The organism is Limnohabitans sp. MMS-10A-178 (assembly GCF_003063375.1).
Lineage (GTDB): Bacteria > Pseudomonadota > Gammaproteobacteria > Burkholderiales > Burkholderiaceae_C > Limnohabitans_A.
Map to the genome: position 1 here is coordinate 1,077,678 of NZ_NERY01000001.1, position 15,070 is coordinate 1,092,747.

The following is a 15,070-nucleotide window of genomic DNA, read 5'->3' on the forward strand; positions in this document are numbered from 1 at the left end:
TTGCCGCTTGGGTGACAGTTGGGTAGGATGAGGTCAAATATTGACGAGGAAAGGTCCGGGATGGACAATTTTTTACTGTTGGTCATTGGAGTACTTTTTATTCTCTTGGCGGGTTTTTTGATTTTTTATTTTCAAACTCAACAAAACTTCCAAGAAATTTCAAAAAAATTAGAGGAAATTCAGCATCCTCAAAACGGCGCACGCTCCAGCGAAGCTCTCAAACGAGAGCTGGCGCTACAACACGACAAGCTGGTGGTTTTGGAGGCTGACATCACCAAAAACAAACGGGAGTCTTTGACGGAAGAAGAGCTCAAAATCTTTGATGTGGCGCGCCATCAGATTAAGGCGAGCATATCGGGCCTCAAGGCCAATGGCGATTGGGTTGGAATTCCATTTGAATATGAGTGGGTAGAGATGCTGGATCGATTGCCCAACGTCTTGTTTTTGTATCGCAAGGCCGAAGCTGAAAAGCAGGCTCTTGAGTTGGCTCAAGAAAACGAGCAGAAAAACGATCAGTGATTTTGAAGGGGCATATTCTGCGATGATATATACCCATGTTCAGTGTTTCCAATCTATCTTGCTCCCGCGGTGACAAGCGCCTTTTTTCAGGTGTTTCCTTCACTTTAGAGCCGGGCCAGTGGTTGCACTTGGAGGGCGATAATGGCGTTGGTAAAACCAGTTTGCTGCGTATTTTGTGTGGTTTGAGTGCCCTCGAAGACGGTGAAATCAGCTGGAAAAATCAATCTGTGGCCCAAAATCCAGACGATTTCCGACAAGATTTGGCCTATTTGGGCCATCAATTGGCACTCAAAGAAGACCTCACCCCCCTAGAAAATCTGCGTGTGAGCTCCGCTATTTCTGGGCAGGAGCTTTCTTTGCCGGAGGCCATGTCAGCCCTGGCCAAGATGGGTTTGCGCGGCAGGGAACAATTGCCCGTTCGGGTTTTGTCCCAGGGCCAAAAAAGGCGCACTGCCTTGGCCAGACTCCTGAGTTCGCGCGCCAAATTGTGGATTTTGGATGAGCCCTTTGTGGCCCTCGATCTGGCAGCTCAGGAAGTTCTGTCGGGTGTGATCAATGCCCACCTGCACCATCAAGGCATGGTATTGCTCACCAGCCACCAAGCCGTGGCGCTGGCTGGCGCTGGAAATTCGTACAGGTTGACAGCATGAGTGCATTTGTGGCCATCGTGAAACGCGACCTGACCTTGGCCTTGAGGCGCAAGAATGAGGTCATTACGGCCGTTTTCTTCTTTGTGGTGGTGGCAGCCCTTTTTCCCTTGGGAATAGGGCCCGAAATGAATACCTTGCGTTTGGTGGCGCCGGGTATTTTGTGGGTGGGGGCTTTGTTGGCCAGCATGCTGTCTTTAAGCCGCATGTTTGCCACCGACTTTGCCGATGGCACACTAGAGCAAATGGCCTTATCGCCCAACAGTTTATCTTTGCTGGTTGCCGCCAAAATTTTGGCGCACTGGTTACTCTCTGGGTTGCCATTGGTCTTGTTGGCGCCTATTTTGGGCTTGCAATTTGACCTGTCCACTAACGCACTTTGGGTTTTGACTTTGAGTTTGCTTTTGGGTACACCGGTGCTTTCCTTGATTGGCGCTGTTGGTGCTGCGCTCACTTTGGGCGTTCGGGGCGGCGATGTGCTTTTGTCTTTGTTGGTTTTGCCCTTGTATGTGCCTGCGCTCGTTTTTGGTGCGGGTGCCGTTCAAGCTGAAATCAGCGGTTTGGGCGCTTCTGCCCATTTGTCTGTTTTGGCTGCGTTGGTGTTGGTGGCGGCCGTGTTCAGCCCCTGGGCGAGTGCGGCATCGCTGCGCATTTCACTTGAATCCTAAGAAGTCGTTCATTCAATGATTCAAAAACTCTTTTCTTACGCTTCTCCCCAAAGCTTTTATCCTTTGGCCGGAAAGCTTTGGCCCCTTTTTGCTTGCTTGGCCACTGCACTTGCAGTTTGGGGTTTGTGGTTAGGCATGTTTGTAGCGCCTACTGATTTTCAGCAGGGTGAGGGCTACCGCATTATTTTTGTGCATGTGCCAGTGTCATGGATGTCTATGTTGATTTATTTGGCTATGGCCTTTTGGGCCTTGCTGGGCCTGACCTTCAACACGCGTCTGTCGGGCATGATGACCAAGGCTTTGGCACCCACAGGTGCTATTTTTGCCTTCTTGTCCCTTTGGACCGGCGCGCTTTGGGGCAAGCCCATGTGGGGCACTTGGTGGGTTTGGGATGCAAGGCTTACGTCTGAGCTTATTTTGTTCTTTTTGTATTTGGGTCACATTGCCCTGACCAACGCCATTGATGATCCTCGCCGTGCAGACAAAGCAGGTGCTGTCTTGGCCTTGGTAGGTGCACTCAATGTGCCCGTCATTTATTTTTCAGTGAAATGGTGGAATACCTTGCACCAAGGTGCCTCGGTGTCTATTACCAAAGGCTCAAGCATGGCGCAAGTGATGCTTGAGGCCATGCTTATCATGAGTGTTGCGTTTTGGATGTTTGCCGTGGCCATGGCACTTTACCGAGTGCGCAGCATTATCTTGGTGCGCGAGAAGCATACTCAGTGGGTAGCCAATTTGCCAGAGGTCAAAGCGCGCATGATGAAGAACACGGCTGGAGGTGCCCAAGCATGATTTGGAACAGCTGGAACGATTTTTGGGCCATGGGTGGATATGGTCTTTATGTTTGGGGTAGCTTCGGGGTCACTGCGCTGTGCATGCTGGTAGAAATTTTTTGGGTCAAACATGCACGTGCGCAAGCTCTGAATCAAATTGCCAATGAGTTGGCTGCAGAACAGAACAGCAAGGAGTGGTCCTGATGAAACCTAGACACCAACGTTTTTTATTGATTGCTGCGGGCATATCCGCATTGGCCATTGCAGGCGTATTTGTTTTGAATGCTTTTCAAAGCAATTTGGTTTTCTTCTTTACTCCCACACAAGTTTACAAAGGCGAAGCACCAAAGGGCAAAGCCTTTCGGGTGGGCGGTATGGTGAAAGAGGGCAGCCTCGTCAAAGATGGTGAAAACGTTCAATTTGTGGTTACCGATTTTGCGCACGATGTGCCCGTCACTTACAAGGGCATCTTGCCCGACTTGTTCAAAGAAGGTAAGGGCGTGGTGGCGCAGGGCAAAATATCGGATGGCCAATTGTTTGCTGCCGCCGAGGTATTGGCCAAGCATGACGAAAATTACATGCCCCCTGAGGCACAGCACGCATTGGATCAGGCCGCTGCTGCCAAGGCTTCACAATCTGTGAAGCCCTACAAATAATGGAAAAGAGTTTTGAATGATTGTTGAAATTGGTCACTTTGCCTTGATCCTGGCCGCGTGTGTGGCGCTGGTTCAAGGTGTTTTGCCGCTTGCCGGAACCTTGAACGACAACCAACGCTGGCAAGCCTTGGCCAAACCGGCTGCAACACTGCAATTTTTGTTGATTGCTTTTTCTTTTGCTGTGCTGGCGCATGGCGCTTTGACCGACGACTTCTCAATCAAATACATCGCTGGACATTCCAACTCACTGCTACCCACGCAATACAAGTTTGCATCGGTGTGGGGTGGTCACGAAGGCTCCTTGTTGTTGTGGATGCTCATGTTGTCTGGATGGACTTTGGCCGTTGCCATTTTTTCTCGCACTTTGCCTTTGGCCATGGTGGCCCGTGTGATTGGCATTTTGGGCTTGGTGTCAACCGGCTTCTTGATGTTCATCTTGATCACCTCAAGTCCTTTTGAACGTTTGTTGCCAGCGCCTGCAGACGGTAAAGATTTGAACCCCTTGTTGCAAGACCCCGGCTTGGTCATACACCCACCCATGTTGTACATGGGCTATGTGGGTTTTTCTGTGGCCTTTGCTTTTGCTGTGGCAGCTTTGTTGTCGGGTCGAATGGATGCTGCTTGGGCGCGATGGTCTCGGCCATGGACCATCGTGGCTTGGATTTTCATGACGGCAGGCATTGCCTTGGGTTCATGGTGGGCCTACTACGAATTGGGCTGGGGCGGTTGGTGGTTTTGGGACCCCGTTGAAAACGCCTCCCTCATGCCTTGGTTGTTTGGTACAGCCCTCATACACGCCCTCATGGTGACCGACAAGCGCGGTGGTTTCAAAGCTTGGTCGGTTTTGCTGGCCATTGGCGCTTTTTCACTTTCGCTGTTGGGCACTTTCTTGGTTCGATCGGGTGTGCTCACATCGGTTCATGCCTTTGCCTCCGACCCCAAGCGCGGCGTCTTTATTTTGATTTTCTTGGCGGTGGTGGTCGGCGTTTCTTTGACGCTGTTTGCTTGGCGCGCGCCCAAAGCCACGTTGGGTGGCAAGATGGGTTTGGTCTCTCGCGAGTCCATGCTGATTGCCAACAGTGTGTTGTTGGTGGTGGCAACAGGCGCGGTGTTGTTGGGCACCATTTACCCGCTCATTGTGGACGCGCTTAATTTAGGCAAACTCTCTGTAGGTGCGCCTTACTTCAATGCGGTGTTTGTGCCCCTCATGGTGCCAGTGGTGTTTTTGATGGTGCCAGGTGGCATTGCGCACTGGCGCGAAGCGCGTTGGGCACAGCTGGGCCACGATTTGCGTTGGCCTGCATTGGCCGCTGTGGTGGCGGGCGTTGCCATTTGGACTCTCACCGAACGTGGTACCTGGCTCACCGGCATGGGCATGGCATTGGCCACTTGGGTGGTGGTGGGTTTGCTCATGCAAATTGCCATCCGCATGAAAAAGCCAGGTCGCATTGCACCTTCTTTTTGGGGCATGCACTTAGCCCACTTGGGCATTGCTGTGATCACCGTCGGCATTACCATGGTAAAAACTTATGAGGTTGAGCGCGATGTGCGCATGGGCTTGAACGACACGGTCACCATTGAAAACTACAGCTTCGAATTGGTGGGTGTGTCGGATGTCGATGGTCCCAACTACAAAGCCCTTCGCGGTGATATCAAGGTGACCAAAGATGGTAAATACCTTGAAATGTTGTACCCCGAAAAACGCAAGTATTTTTCTTCCGCCATGCCCATGACCGAGGCAGGCATCGACTCGGGCTTGTTCCGCGATTTGTATGTTTCTTTGGGTGAGCCCATTGAAGGTGAGCGCATGCAGTGGAGTGTGCGGGTGTTTTACAAACCCTTTGTGTCTTGGCTTTGGTACGGCTCTATTTTGATGGTGCTGGGCGGGCTCTTGGCGGTGAGCGATAGACGCTATCGCAAGTCGGCAAACAGTATTGCTCAGTAAGATGCAGCCCAAGCCCCCTAAGCCATTTAGTTTGAGAGCATTGTTTTGAAAAAGTTTTTAATTCCGCTCGGACTTTTTTTGGGTTTGGTTATCTTCCTAGCCGTAGGGCTTAACCGCGACCCGCGCGAAATTCCATCGCCTTTGGTGGGTAAACCAGCCCCTGCATTTTCCTTGGACACGCTGGATGCCAATGCGCCCAAGTTTGGGCCTCAGGACATGAAGGGCAAGGTCTGGATGTTGAATGTGTGGGCCACTTGGTGTGTGGCTTGCCGCGAGGAGCATCCCATTTTGGTGGCTTTTTCCAAAGCCAACCAATTGCCCATTGTGGGTTTGAGCTACAAGGAAGTTCAGGCGCAAGATGAACCTGCTGGCAAGAAGATGACGCCTGAAGAGAAGTTGCAATTTGCCCGAGAACGCAGTGCACTTTGGCTCAAGCGACATGGCAACCCTTATGTCTTGTCTGCCATAGATTTGGACGGCCGCGTGGGCATCGATTATGGTGTTTATGGTGTACCAGAAACCTATGTCATTGATAAAGAAGGCGTGATTCGCTACAAGCGTGTGGGCGTGGTCACGCCAGAATTGTTGAAGTCAACCATTTTGCCTTTGGTGCAGAAATTGAACGCTTCTTAATGCCTTGAAAAGGCTTGTGAAAGACCGCATGAATTTGCAAACTGTATTTCTAAAGTGGCTGAGTGTGGCCAGCGTGTTGGTGTTGTCTGCATTGTTTGCTTTGGCGCCCGCTCAAGCCAAAGAGGCTGCTCTGTTGGCTGAAGATCCGCTGGTTGAAAAGCGCTTGATTCACATTTCTGAAGAGTTGCGATGCATGGTGTGTCAAAACGAATCGCTGGCTTCTTCGCGCGCAGAGTTGGCCAACGATTTGCGAGAAGAGGTTAGAAAACTCATTCGCGAAGATAGAAGTGATTCGCAAATCAAAGAATACTTGGTCACCCGCTATGGCGACTTTGTGTTGTACAAACCAGAAGTGAAGCCGCTCACCTGGGTCTTGTGGTTTGGTCCCTTTTTGCTGCTGCTGTTGGCCATCGTTGGCATGGCGTATTACTTGCGCCAACGTCAGTCTGCTCAAAATAGCAGGCCTGTTTTGAGCGATGAAGACCGACGCAAGGTGCAAGAATTTTTGAAATCTGGAGATAAGCCATGAATGCCAGCATGTTGTTTGTGGTCATCGCATTTGGCATTGCGTTGTGCGTCGCTGCTGTTTTTTTGTGGGTCTTGCTGCGTGAAAGAAAGCCCTTAACCCAAGCCAGCCAAGCCAGTGCCAACGCCAAGGTCTATCGCGATCAAATTTTAGATCTTGACCGAGAGCACGACAGTGGCCACATCAGTGATGAAGAATGGCAGCAGTCTAGAGATGAGCTAAGCATGCGCTTGCTTGAAGACACATCCGCAGCCGATGACCCTGTTGCCAAAACCGAAAAACCTGCTGTGTGGACAGCCGTTGTTTTGGCTGTTGCCTTGCCAATCAGTGCCATGGGCTTCTACATGTGGGTGGGTGAGCCTGAAGCTTTGAACCCCATGGCGCTCAAATCGCCCGATCAAGTGGATCAAAAAGATTTGGCCAAACTGGCGGAGACCTTGGCTGACAAATTGCAAAGCCAACCCGAGAATTTACAAGGTTGGGTGATGTTAGGCCGCACCTATCGAACACTGGAAAATTTTGATGCGTCCATCAAAGCCTATGACGCCGCGCTCAAACTTTCGGCCGACGACGATTTGCAGTTGGAGCGTATCGAGGTGATGGCCATGCAACGCCAAGGTAATTTTGATGGTGAGCCTTGGCGCGTTATTCGTGACATTTTGCAAAAAGATCCTCAGCATTATGGTGCCTTGCTTACCGCGGGCAGTGCCTCTTATGCTGAAAGAAAGTATGCCGATGCCTTGAAATATTGGGAGCAAGCTCGCAAGCCTTTAGAGGCCAACCACCCTGACTTGCCTAGTTTGGAGAATGCCATTGCCACGGTGCGTGAGACCATGGGCTTGCCAGCGAAGGCTGCATCCACTGGCTCCTCAACGTCTTCAGGCTCTGCTGCTGCTTCCTCAGCACTCAACGTCAGTGGCCAAATCAGTTTGTCTGCTGCACTTAAGGCCAAGACCAGCCCCAACGATGCTGTCTTTGTCTATGCCACACCCGGCAACGGCGATCGGATGCCATTGGCCATTATGAAGACCACCGTCTCGCAACTGCCACTGAATTTCACGCTTGACGATTCAACGGCCATGACCCCTGATCGCAAGCTTTCTAACGCAGGTGAAGTGTTCATCAAGGTGCGCGTGTCTAAGTCTGGCAATGCCATGCCGCAATCAGGCGATTTGACGGGTGGCAGCGAGGGGCCAGTGAAAGTGGGCTCCAAAGGTTTGAAAATAGAAATCAAGGATCAGATGCCGTGATGTTGGCCTTTTGAGAATAGGCCACACTCAAGTTAGAGTCATCAAGCACCACAAGCTTGTTTGAGAATAGCTTCAGCTTGAGTGGTATCGGCACCTCGCCAAGCCACAATTTGATCGGGCCTGATCAGTACCAAGTTGGCTTCATAGAGTTGCGCCAAGTCGTTCGAAGCGTGCTTGACCACTTTCAAATCTAGTTTGAGTTTTGCAGCAGCTTCCACAAACGCTCTCACATCTGAATATGGCTCACCCAGGCTCAATAAAGTCCATTCAAAATTGAAACTGTCGAACAGAGAACTGCCATCGGGTAGCCATGCGTGCGGAGGGCGTCCACCGGGGCATGCGCTGGGTGTGTAGGTGTTGGCTGCATCTTCAGGCGGCTGTGTGCCATCGGCAACAATGAGAGGCGATTGGTCGTAGCGGCCACCAAAAGTCACGCCGGGAATGTTGAACTCTCTGCGCACATGGCCGTTCAAATAATCGGACGCAATGCTTCGAGCGTGTTCGCCTTCGGGGGAGGCTTCTTCTAAACGGGTGTCTGCATCAAACAGTCCAATGGAGTCGGCAAACTGGCGTGCATACGTGGTGTTGCGAATGGCCAAAGGCTTACGTTCAAGCTCGTAACTGTTGAGCAATTGTGGTTGCGCCTGGCCTTTCAGCACAGCCGCCAATTTCCATCCCAAATTGACAGCGTCTTCTACGGCTGTGTTGTAGCCTAAGCCGCCTGTGGGTGTGAACAAGTGAACCGCGTCACCTCCCAAAAAAACATGACCCTTCTGGAATGACTCGGCCACCAAAGCGTGGCCTGCAAGCCATGTGGCCATGGAAAGAATTTCAATGTCGATAGTCTGTCCGAAGGCCAGTGAAAACAGTCGCTTGGCATCTTCTGCAGTGAGTGCCTCTGTGCTGGCATCGTCTGACATTTGAACGTGAAACGCAAATTCACTTTCGCCATCCACCGACATGATGAAGGCCCGCAATTCTGGGTTGACAGCCACATACATCCAAGCTCGGTCGTTTGGGTTGCGCGGGTAAAACTGCGGTGCTTTGAGGTAGACGGCCAGCATTTTGCCGCCCATGAAGTTTCGTTTGAAACCCGTTGCACCACCCCAAGGTATTTGAAGATGATGCCTAATAGAACTGCGAGCGCCGTCAGCGCCAATCAAGTAGTTCGCATGAACTTGAATTCTTTCTGGCGTGGTTGATGCGTTTTGACTTGATTCATTCACACGTTCAATCAGGGCTTGAATGGGCTTTGTGGCCTTGTCAACACTGCTGTCGCTAAATGACTCAAGCTTCCAGCCATAGCGAATGTCGTTGCTTGCAAATTCTTCTGCGTGCTTTCGAAGGCACACTTCGACAAATTTTTGTGAAACACGGTGAGGCAGTTCTGCCGCGCTCCATGACCCCGACATGGCCTTGATGGCTTGGGGTGCAGCAGCGGCCGTGGGCAACCTGAGCCTGGCAAGCTCTGTGCCACTGAAGCGGGTGAGGTATGCAATATCGGTAGGATGATGTGGCGGCAGACCTTGCGCGCGAATTTCGTTGGCAAAACCCAAACGCCTAAAGTGCTCCATGGTTCGTGCTTGGGTGGCATTGGCTTGTGGGTTGAATGCTGTGCTGGGTTTGGGGTCGACCAGCAGGCACCGAATGTTTCTTCGACCCAGTTCGTTGGCAAGCATCAGACCAAACGGTCCGCCGCCCGCAATCAGCACATTGGTTTCAATAGATTGAGTCATATCATTCAGTTGAAATTTTGGCGCCACGAATGAAGCTCAACCATTGGTTTGTAGTGTGTTTGCATGGCTGCGATTATGACAACTCTAGCGAAGCTTTTCTTGGGGTTTATCCCGTCTCAATTCAGCGCTTTAGGTGACTTGTCCGTAAAATCAAACGCGCTAGTATTTATCAATACAAAGACAACAAAGACAACTAACCTCCAATCCAACAGGAAACATCAGCATGCAACTTAGAAAATTTGTGACAAGCGCCAGCAAAGTCGCTGGCTTTTCATCTACGCTAGGGCTTGTCATGGCGTTGAGTTTGCAGTTTGTGCCTGGCGTAGCCCAGAGTCAAACAAGCTTCCCCAGCCGTCCAGTCAACTTGATCGTGCCCGTGCCCCCAGGCGGCATTTTGGACACCGTGGCCCGCATGGTGGTGCCTCCAATGACTCAAACTTTGGGGCAGCCCGTGGTGATTGACAACAAGGCGGGCGCCAGTGGCAACATTGCGGCCAGTTTTGTGGCCAAGTCGGCACCAGACGGCCACAACCTGCTGGTTGGGTATTCCATGTTTCACGTGGGCAATCCCTCCATGTTTCCCAACCTCACTTGGGACCCGCTGCGCGACTTCACCCCTGTGGGCATGCTGGTTGTATCGCCGCATGTGATGGCTGTTCACCCCTCCGTGCCTGCCAAAACCCTGCGTGAATTCGTCGATTTGGCGCGTGCCAATCCAGGCAAACTTAACTACGCCACATCGGGCAACGGCTCGGTGCCGCACGTGGGTGTGGAATTGTTCAAGCAGCAAAACAATGTCTTTATCACCCACATTCCTTACCGAGGCGCGGGCCCGGCCATGTTGGACGTCGTGGCGGGCAATGTGCAAATGACTGTGGCCACACCGCCGTCATTGGTCAGCTTTGTGCAGTCTGGCAAGATGCGCCCATTGGCAGTGGCTGCCAGCAAGCGAATTCCCTTGATGCCTGATGTCCCCACAGCTGCCGAAGCAGGTTTTCCAGGTTTTGAACTCGAAGCTTGGGTAGCGCTCTTTGCACCCATGGGTACGCCCCCCGCTACTGTGCAAAAACTCACTGAGGCTGTGAAGCTGGCCATGGAGTCGCTCAGCGTGCGCAAGTCTGCTGAAGCGGCGGGTGTTGAAATTCGCTATATGCCGCCCGCTCAGCTCGATTCCGTGGTTCGCAAAGATATTCAGTACTGGTCCAAAGTTATCAAGACTGCCAACATCCGTGCCGACTAAGTACTTAGAACTTTTACAGCGCTTTCTTTATTCACCGATCATCTTGATATGACCACTCAAAATTCTTCTGCATCATTTGTGCAGCGCGCCTTGGCGCTTGACTGCGCCGCTTTAAGCGACGCGCTCGACCGATCTGGCGTGGCGGGCCAGTGTTATCAAATCAAGGCTTGCGATCCAAAGTTTCGAATGGCTGGCCACGCTTACACCGTGTTGTACCGCCCTGCAGCCCATGGCGAGGAAGGCCATGTGGGCGACTTCATTGACGATGTAGAACCAGGCAGTGTGATTGTGATTGACAACCGGGGCCATGACCACATGACCACCTGGGGAAACATTCTCACAGAGATGGCTCATCAGCGAAAAATGGCCGGCACAGTGATTGACGGCATTAACCGTGACGTTGCTTTGTGCAGCGAGCTTAACTATCCAATTTACAGTCGAGGCAGCTGGATGCGCACCGGCAAGGGGCGTATTCAATTGGCAGGTTTGCAAGTGCCTGTGCAAATTGGGGGCGTGACGGTATACCCAGGTGATTTGCTTCGCGGCGATGCTGACGGTGTGGTTGTGATTCCCAAAGCTTTGCAAGATCAAGTGCTGGGATATGCGGAGGAAATTACGCGCAAAGAAAACATTGTGCGTGCGGCTATTCGTTCAGGCATGCGAATGGACGAGGCAAGACGGCAAAACCATTATCATGTTCTGCAAAGTCCAGATTACAAAAAGATAGCGGGATAAAGCGGTCTGGTCTGAATGTGTGACAAACGAACGAACTTTCAAAATGTCTTCTCAGAAATTGTTGATGTTCAGATCACGTGCCATTTTGATGTGCACCTTGGGACTTTTTTTGGTTGGATGCGGCGGCGGTAGCGGCGGCCAAGACAACTCAGCTTCAGCTAGGCCACCTACCTCAAGGGAGTTGGCTCAAATTTGTACGAAGGACAGCCCTTACGCGGCCAAGTCTTCCAAACCCAGCCAGCAAGGTGAATTGGCTGATGAAAAAAAATGGGTCAAGGCCTATATGTCTGAAAGATACCTTTGGTACAAGGACATACCAAATATCAATGAAAACGATTCTCGCTACAACGTACTAAAGGGTGGCGTCATAGATGTTTGGAACTCACTGCTCAATTACTTCAATGATTCCAAAACGCCTCTTAAAACTGCCATAGGCACTTTGGTCGATAAGTTCAGTTTCATCATTGACTCTACGGAGTGGAACAACTTTGTTGAAAGCAGTTTGCGCGGCTACGGCTTCATGCTCAAAACCAGCACCCAAGCGGGTCAGAAGGTTTTAACTTTGGCCTATGTTTATCCAAATTCGCCTGCCAAAAATGCAGGTTTGGCCAGGGGAGATCAAATCATCAGCATTGACGGTGCATCCGTCAATGACACAAGCGCTGAAGCGACCAGCATCTTCAATGAAGGTTTACGGCCCACCAAAGTTGCGCCGCATCAATTCCAAATATTGAGAGCTGGCCAGACCCTCAATGTGACCATGCAGGCAGAAGTCATTACCTTGCAGCAAGTTGAGTACAAAGTTTTGAATGTGGGTTCGCAGAAAATTGGGTACTTACTTTTTAACAGCCATGTTCCCGGTGCTGAGGCTTATCTGATTCAAGCCATGACCTATTTCAAACAACAGGCCATTTCCGATCTGGTGGTCGATTTGCGATACAACGGGGGTGGCTATTTGGCCATTGCCAATGCCTTGGCGTATTCGGTGGCTGGCAGAGAAAAAGCGCAAGGCAAAGTTTTTGAGTGGACTCAATTTTCCGACAAACGAAGTTCAGAAAACTACGCCATGTACTTCAACAGCTTTGGCCTGAATAACCAAGCTTATCCCTCATTGGGCTTGGCCAAAATTTATGTGTTGGCAAGCAGTGGAACTTGCTCTGCCAGTGAGTCATTCATCAACGGTCTGCGCGGCATTGATGTACAAGTGGAGTTGATTGGCGGCACCACGTGCGGCAAACCTTATGGGTTTTATCCCCAAGACAATTGCGGCATCACCTATGGCGCCATGGAAATGGAAGGTGTGAACGCCAAATTTGAAGGTCGATTCTCTGATGGTATGACGCCTCAGTGCACGGTTCTCGATGATTTGAGTCGTCCATTGGGCGATGCTTCCGAGGGCATGTTGTCAGTTGCCATCAAGAGAATGCAAGGGCAGTCATGCAGCCAAGCTGCGGGGCTTGCCATCGGCTCGCAAGACTTATTGGGCATGGGGCTTCGAGATCAGGGCGTTTTGCTCAGGCCTGATTGGCAAAACAACAAGTTTTTACAAGCTAAGCCTTGAAACAGTTTTGGTGCTGGCCCATGTGAAAAGGTGGGTGGACAAATTAGAAAGGCCCCGTAAGGGGCTTTTTTTATGATCCGTTGGCGGAAGCGGTGAGATTCGAACTCACGGACCCTTTCGAGCCGCCGGTTTTCAAGACCGGTGCAATCGACCACTCTGCCACACTTCCTGCGGGAGGAATTGTAACCTCGTTCTAAGCCCATTTTGGGGCAGAGTACGAAGGGCGGGGAAAATTAATGTTGATCTGACCCCAATTAAATGAGCATGCTTTGGGTTTCGATTTAGGCAATGGCTTCGAGTGGAAGCCATTCAAGCCGAGTGTTGGGCGCCAATGTGGCAGTCACTTGCTAAAGTGCAGGCTTGCCGCCCGATTTGTAAAAGCGCGTTGCGCCGGGGGTGCTGATCAAGCCATGCGCACCCTCGCCAACTGTGACCTGAATATCCAGAGTGTCGCCCCCAACCAAGCCGCCAGGTGGATGCACCAGCACGCTGTGATTCAAGGGTGTAATCGAGTTTGAGATCTGCGCGCCATGCCATGGTGATCAGTGTTCTTTAGAAGCTGATTGCTGAAGGGCAATCAAGGTCCAGAGCTTTTTGTCTGTTTCCGTCAAACGTTCTGAGCTGTCAACAGCCGCGTGGAACTTGTCTTGGTCGGTCAGCAAGCTGAGTTGTCTGACTTGGCCTAACAAGTGTTTGAAGTGTTCAATGGTGTGGTCTGTATTGGCTGCTATTTTATGCAGCGGTAAAGTCGCTACATCGTCCATCAATTCACGTTCTCGCTTGGCCTTTTCAATTAAGAGTTTGACTTCTTCATCACTCAAGTGCAAGCGCTTGGCTTCTGTTTTGATGTACAGAGCCTCTTCTTCGTCAATATTACCATCTGACAGCATTTCGAAAAGCTTGTTCACCAAGGCTTCGCGGTCCGATTTAAGTTGGTCACTGAAAGCAGAAGACAAAAGCGCAGCAGGGATGGCAAAAATACCAATGCCGATCAAAGCTAGCACAATGGTCATAGCGCGGCCAGCGGGTGTGACGGGTGAAATATCGCCGTAACCCACAGAGGCCAGAGTGATCACCGCCCAGTAAATGGATTGGGGAATGTTCTCAAACTTTTCGGGCTGCGCTTCGTGCTCAAACAAATAGCCCAAGCTGGCGGTCATCACCACCAGCAACAACATGATGAAGGCCGAGGCGGCCATCACAGGCCATTCGCGAGCGATCACTTTCATCAGTGATTGTGTAGCACCCGTATAGCGCGTGAGCTTGAGCAATCGAAGCAACCGGAACACTCGCATGAATCGCAAGTCAATCAGGTGGTGCAAGAACACCTCTAAGAAGAAAGGAGCAATGGCCAACAAGTCGATGATGGACGAGGTGGATTTGGCCATTTTGAGCCTTCCCGCAACGGCCTTCTTGTACCCAGGCTCTTCAACGCAACAGTACATGCGCAAGGTGTATTCCAGCGTGAAGATGGACACCGCAATGGCATCCAGAATGAGGAACTCCATGTTCAGTAAGTAATGAACGCTGTGCACAGATTCCAAGATCACGGCCAACACCGAGACGATCACCCAGACCACAATGAAAGAGTCATAAAGGTTGTGCAACTCGCCACCGTAGGCACTGGGAAATACAAGAGCATGCACGCGCTGGCGGAAGGTTCGCCCTTCGTTGGCAATTTTGAATGCTTTGTAAGCCGGAATTAAAACTCGAAAGAGTTTCAAGATTCGCAGCAGTCGCAAGAATCGAAGGTAGCGCAAGTCAATGGAAATAAAGGCTTGCAAAAAGAACGGCAGGATGGCAATCAAATCAATGATGGCAAAGGGGCTGGTGGCATATTTGGCCCGCGCGAATCGGTGCTTTTTAAACTCTTCGTCTTCGGGCGCTAGGTAGAAACGAACCAAGTACTCAATGGTGAAAATGACCACTGAGGCCACGTCAAAGTAATGAAACCAGGTTGAATAAATTGCATTGATGGCAGGAACGTGCTCGAAGATCAGCACGAACAAATTGGCCACAATCAAGATGGCAATCCACCTGTCGATGGTTTTTTGATAATTGCCCTCAATGTGAGGGTTTAACAGCCAAGCATAAAGCCATTGCCGAAAGGGTAAATCGCTCGAAATGTGGGTTTCGTGGTCGGTGATGAGTTGGGCTTCTAAGTCATTGATTTGCATGATC

15 protein-coding genes, 1 tRNA gene and 1 pseudogene are annotated in these 15,070 nt (G+C 51.0%); 13 read left to right on the forward strand and 4 right to left on the reverse strand.

All coding sequences use genetic code 11. The features are described from left to right. The first annotated feature begins 60 nt into the window (after positions 1–60). From B9Z32_RS05370 to ccmI, 10 genes are read left to right on the forward strand one after another with little or no spacing between them, the layout of a single operon-like run. Entirely contained in the window at positions 61–519 is a 459-nt protein-coding gene (locus tag B9Z32_RS05370) for a hypothetical protein (protein WP_108420266.1), read from the forward strand. 35 nt (positions 520–554) lie between these two features. Next, a complete protein-coding gene (ccmA, locus tag B9Z32_RS05375; RefSeq protein WP_108420267.1) occupies positions 555–1,169 on the forward strand; it encodes a cytochrome c biogenesis heme-transporting ATPase CcmA in 615 nt (204 codons plus the stop codon). After that, positions 1,166–1,834, forward strand: a complete 669-nt coding sequence (gene ccmB, locus B9Z32_RS05380; RefSeq protein ID WP_108420268.1) for a heme exporter protein CcmB — start codon at positions 1,166–1,168, stop codon at positions 1,832–1,834. Before ccmA ends, ccmB begins: the two co-directional genes overlap by 4 nt. Positions 1,835–1,849: 15 nt before the next feature. Beyond that, positions 1,850–2,626 (forward strand): heme ABC transporter permease CcmC, encoded by a 777-nt coding sequence (gene ccmC / locus B9Z32_RS05385; RefSeq protein ID WP_108420269.1) that lies wholly within the window; start codon positions 1,850–1,852, stop codon positions 2,624–2,626. Beyond that, positions 2,623–2,811 (forward strand): heme exporter protein CcmD, encoded by a 189-nt coding sequence (ccmD, locus tag B9Z32_RS05390; protein ID WP_108420270.1) that lies wholly within the window; start codon positions 2,623–2,625, stop codon positions 2,809–2,811. The genes ccmC and ccmD overlap by 4 nt, the downstream gene beginning before the upstream one ends. Next, positions 2,811–3,263 carry a cytochrome c maturation protein CcmE gene (ccmE, locus tag B9Z32_RS05395; RefSeq protein ID WP_108420271.1) on the forward strand — a complete coding sequence of 151 codons (453 nt, stop codon included), beginning with the start codon at positions 2,811–2,813 and terminating at the stop codon, positions 3,261–3,263. Before ccmD ends, ccmE begins: the two co-directional genes overlap by 1 nt. Before the next feature lie 16 nt (positions 3,264–3,279). After that, positions 3,280–5,208, forward strand: coding sequence for a heme lyase CcmF/NrfE family subunit (locus B9Z32_RS05400; protein ID WP_108420272.1), 1,929 nt, complete (start codon positions 3,280–3,282; stop codon positions 5,206–5,208). Between the two features lie 45 nt (positions 5,209–5,253). Beyond that, a complete protein-coding gene (locus tag B9Z32_RS05405; RefSeq protein WP_108420273.1) occupies positions 5,254–5,841 on the forward strand; it encodes a DsbE family thiol:disulfide interchange protein in 588 nt (195 codons plus the stop codon). A gap of 28 nt (positions 5,842–5,869) precedes the next feature. Further along, positions 5,870–6,370 (forward strand): cytochrome c-type biogenesis protein, encoded by a 501-nt coding sequence (locus B9Z32_RS05410; RefSeq protein ID WP_108421020.1) that lies wholly within the window; start codon positions 5,870–5,872, stop codon positions 6,368–6,370. After that, positions 6,367–7,617 carry a c-type cytochrome biogenesis protein CcmI gene (gene ccmI, locus B9Z32_RS05415; RefSeq protein WP_108420274.1) on the forward strand — a complete coding sequence of 417 codons (1,251 nt, stop codon included), beginning with the start codon at positions 6,367–6,369 and terminating at the stop codon, positions 7,615–7,617. Before B9Z32_RS05410 ends, ccmI begins: the two co-directional genes overlap by 4 nt. A 41-nt stretch (positions 7,618–7,658) precedes the next feature. Here ccmI and B9Z32_RS05420 read toward each other — a convergent pair whose 3' ends face one another. Beyond that, positions 7,659–9,353: an FAD-dependent oxidoreductase gene (locus B9Z32_RS05420; RefSeq protein WP_108420275.1), complete on the reverse strand. Its 1,695-nt coding sequence runs from the start codon at positions 9,351–9,353 to the stop codon at positions 7,659–7,661. Positions 9,354–9,576: 223 nt separating this feature from the next. Here B9Z32_RS05420 and B9Z32_RS05425 point away from each other — a divergent pair, with 223 nt between their 5' ends. Genes B9Z32_RS05425 through B9Z32_RS05435 form a run of 3 tightly spaced genes read left to right on the forward strand, consistent with a single transcriptional unit; the run spans position 9,577 to position 12,889 of the window. Continuing rightward, positions 9,577–10,593, forward strand: coding sequence for a tripartite tricarboxylate transporter substrate binding protein (locus tag B9Z32_RS05425; RefSeq protein WP_108420276.1), 1,017 nt, complete (start codon positions 9,577–9,579; stop codon positions 10,591–10,593). 48 nt (positions 10,594–10,641) lie between these two features. Then, complete coding sequence (locus tag B9Z32_RS05430) at positions 10,642–11,328, forward strand: RraA family protein (protein WP_108420277.1); 687 nt, start codon at positions 10,642–10,644, stop codon at positions 11,326–11,328. Positions 11,329–11,371: 43 nt separating this feature from the next. Beyond that, the gene (locus tag B9Z32_RS05435; RefSeq protein WP_108420278.1) at positions 11,372–12,889 is read left to right on the forward strand and encodes a S41 family peptidase; all 1,518 of its coding nucleotides are present in this window, start codon (positions 11,372–11,374) and stop codon (positions 12,887–12,889) included. An 81-nt stretch (positions 12,890–12,970) separates the two neighbouring features. Here B9Z32_RS05435 and B9Z32_RS05440 read toward each other — a convergent pair. From B9Z32_RS05440 to B9Z32_RS05450, 3 genes and pseudogenes are all read right to left on the reverse strand, one after another. Beyond that, positions 12,971–13,058, reverse strand: a tRNA-Ser gene (locus B9Z32_RS05440). Positions 13,059–13,176: 118 nt separating this feature from the next. Continuing rightward, positions 13,177–13,383 (reverse strand): annotated as a pseudogene (locus B9Z32_RS05445) (urease accessory protein UreD); the annotation flags it as partial. Positions 13,384–13,431: 48 nt separating this feature from the next. Continuing rightward, positions 13,432–15,066, reverse strand: coding sequence for an ion transporter (locus B9Z32_RS05450; RefSeq protein ID WP_108420279.1), 1,635 nt, complete (start codon positions 15,064–15,066; stop codon positions 13,432–13,434). Positions 15,067–15,070 lie beyond the last annotated feature (4 nt).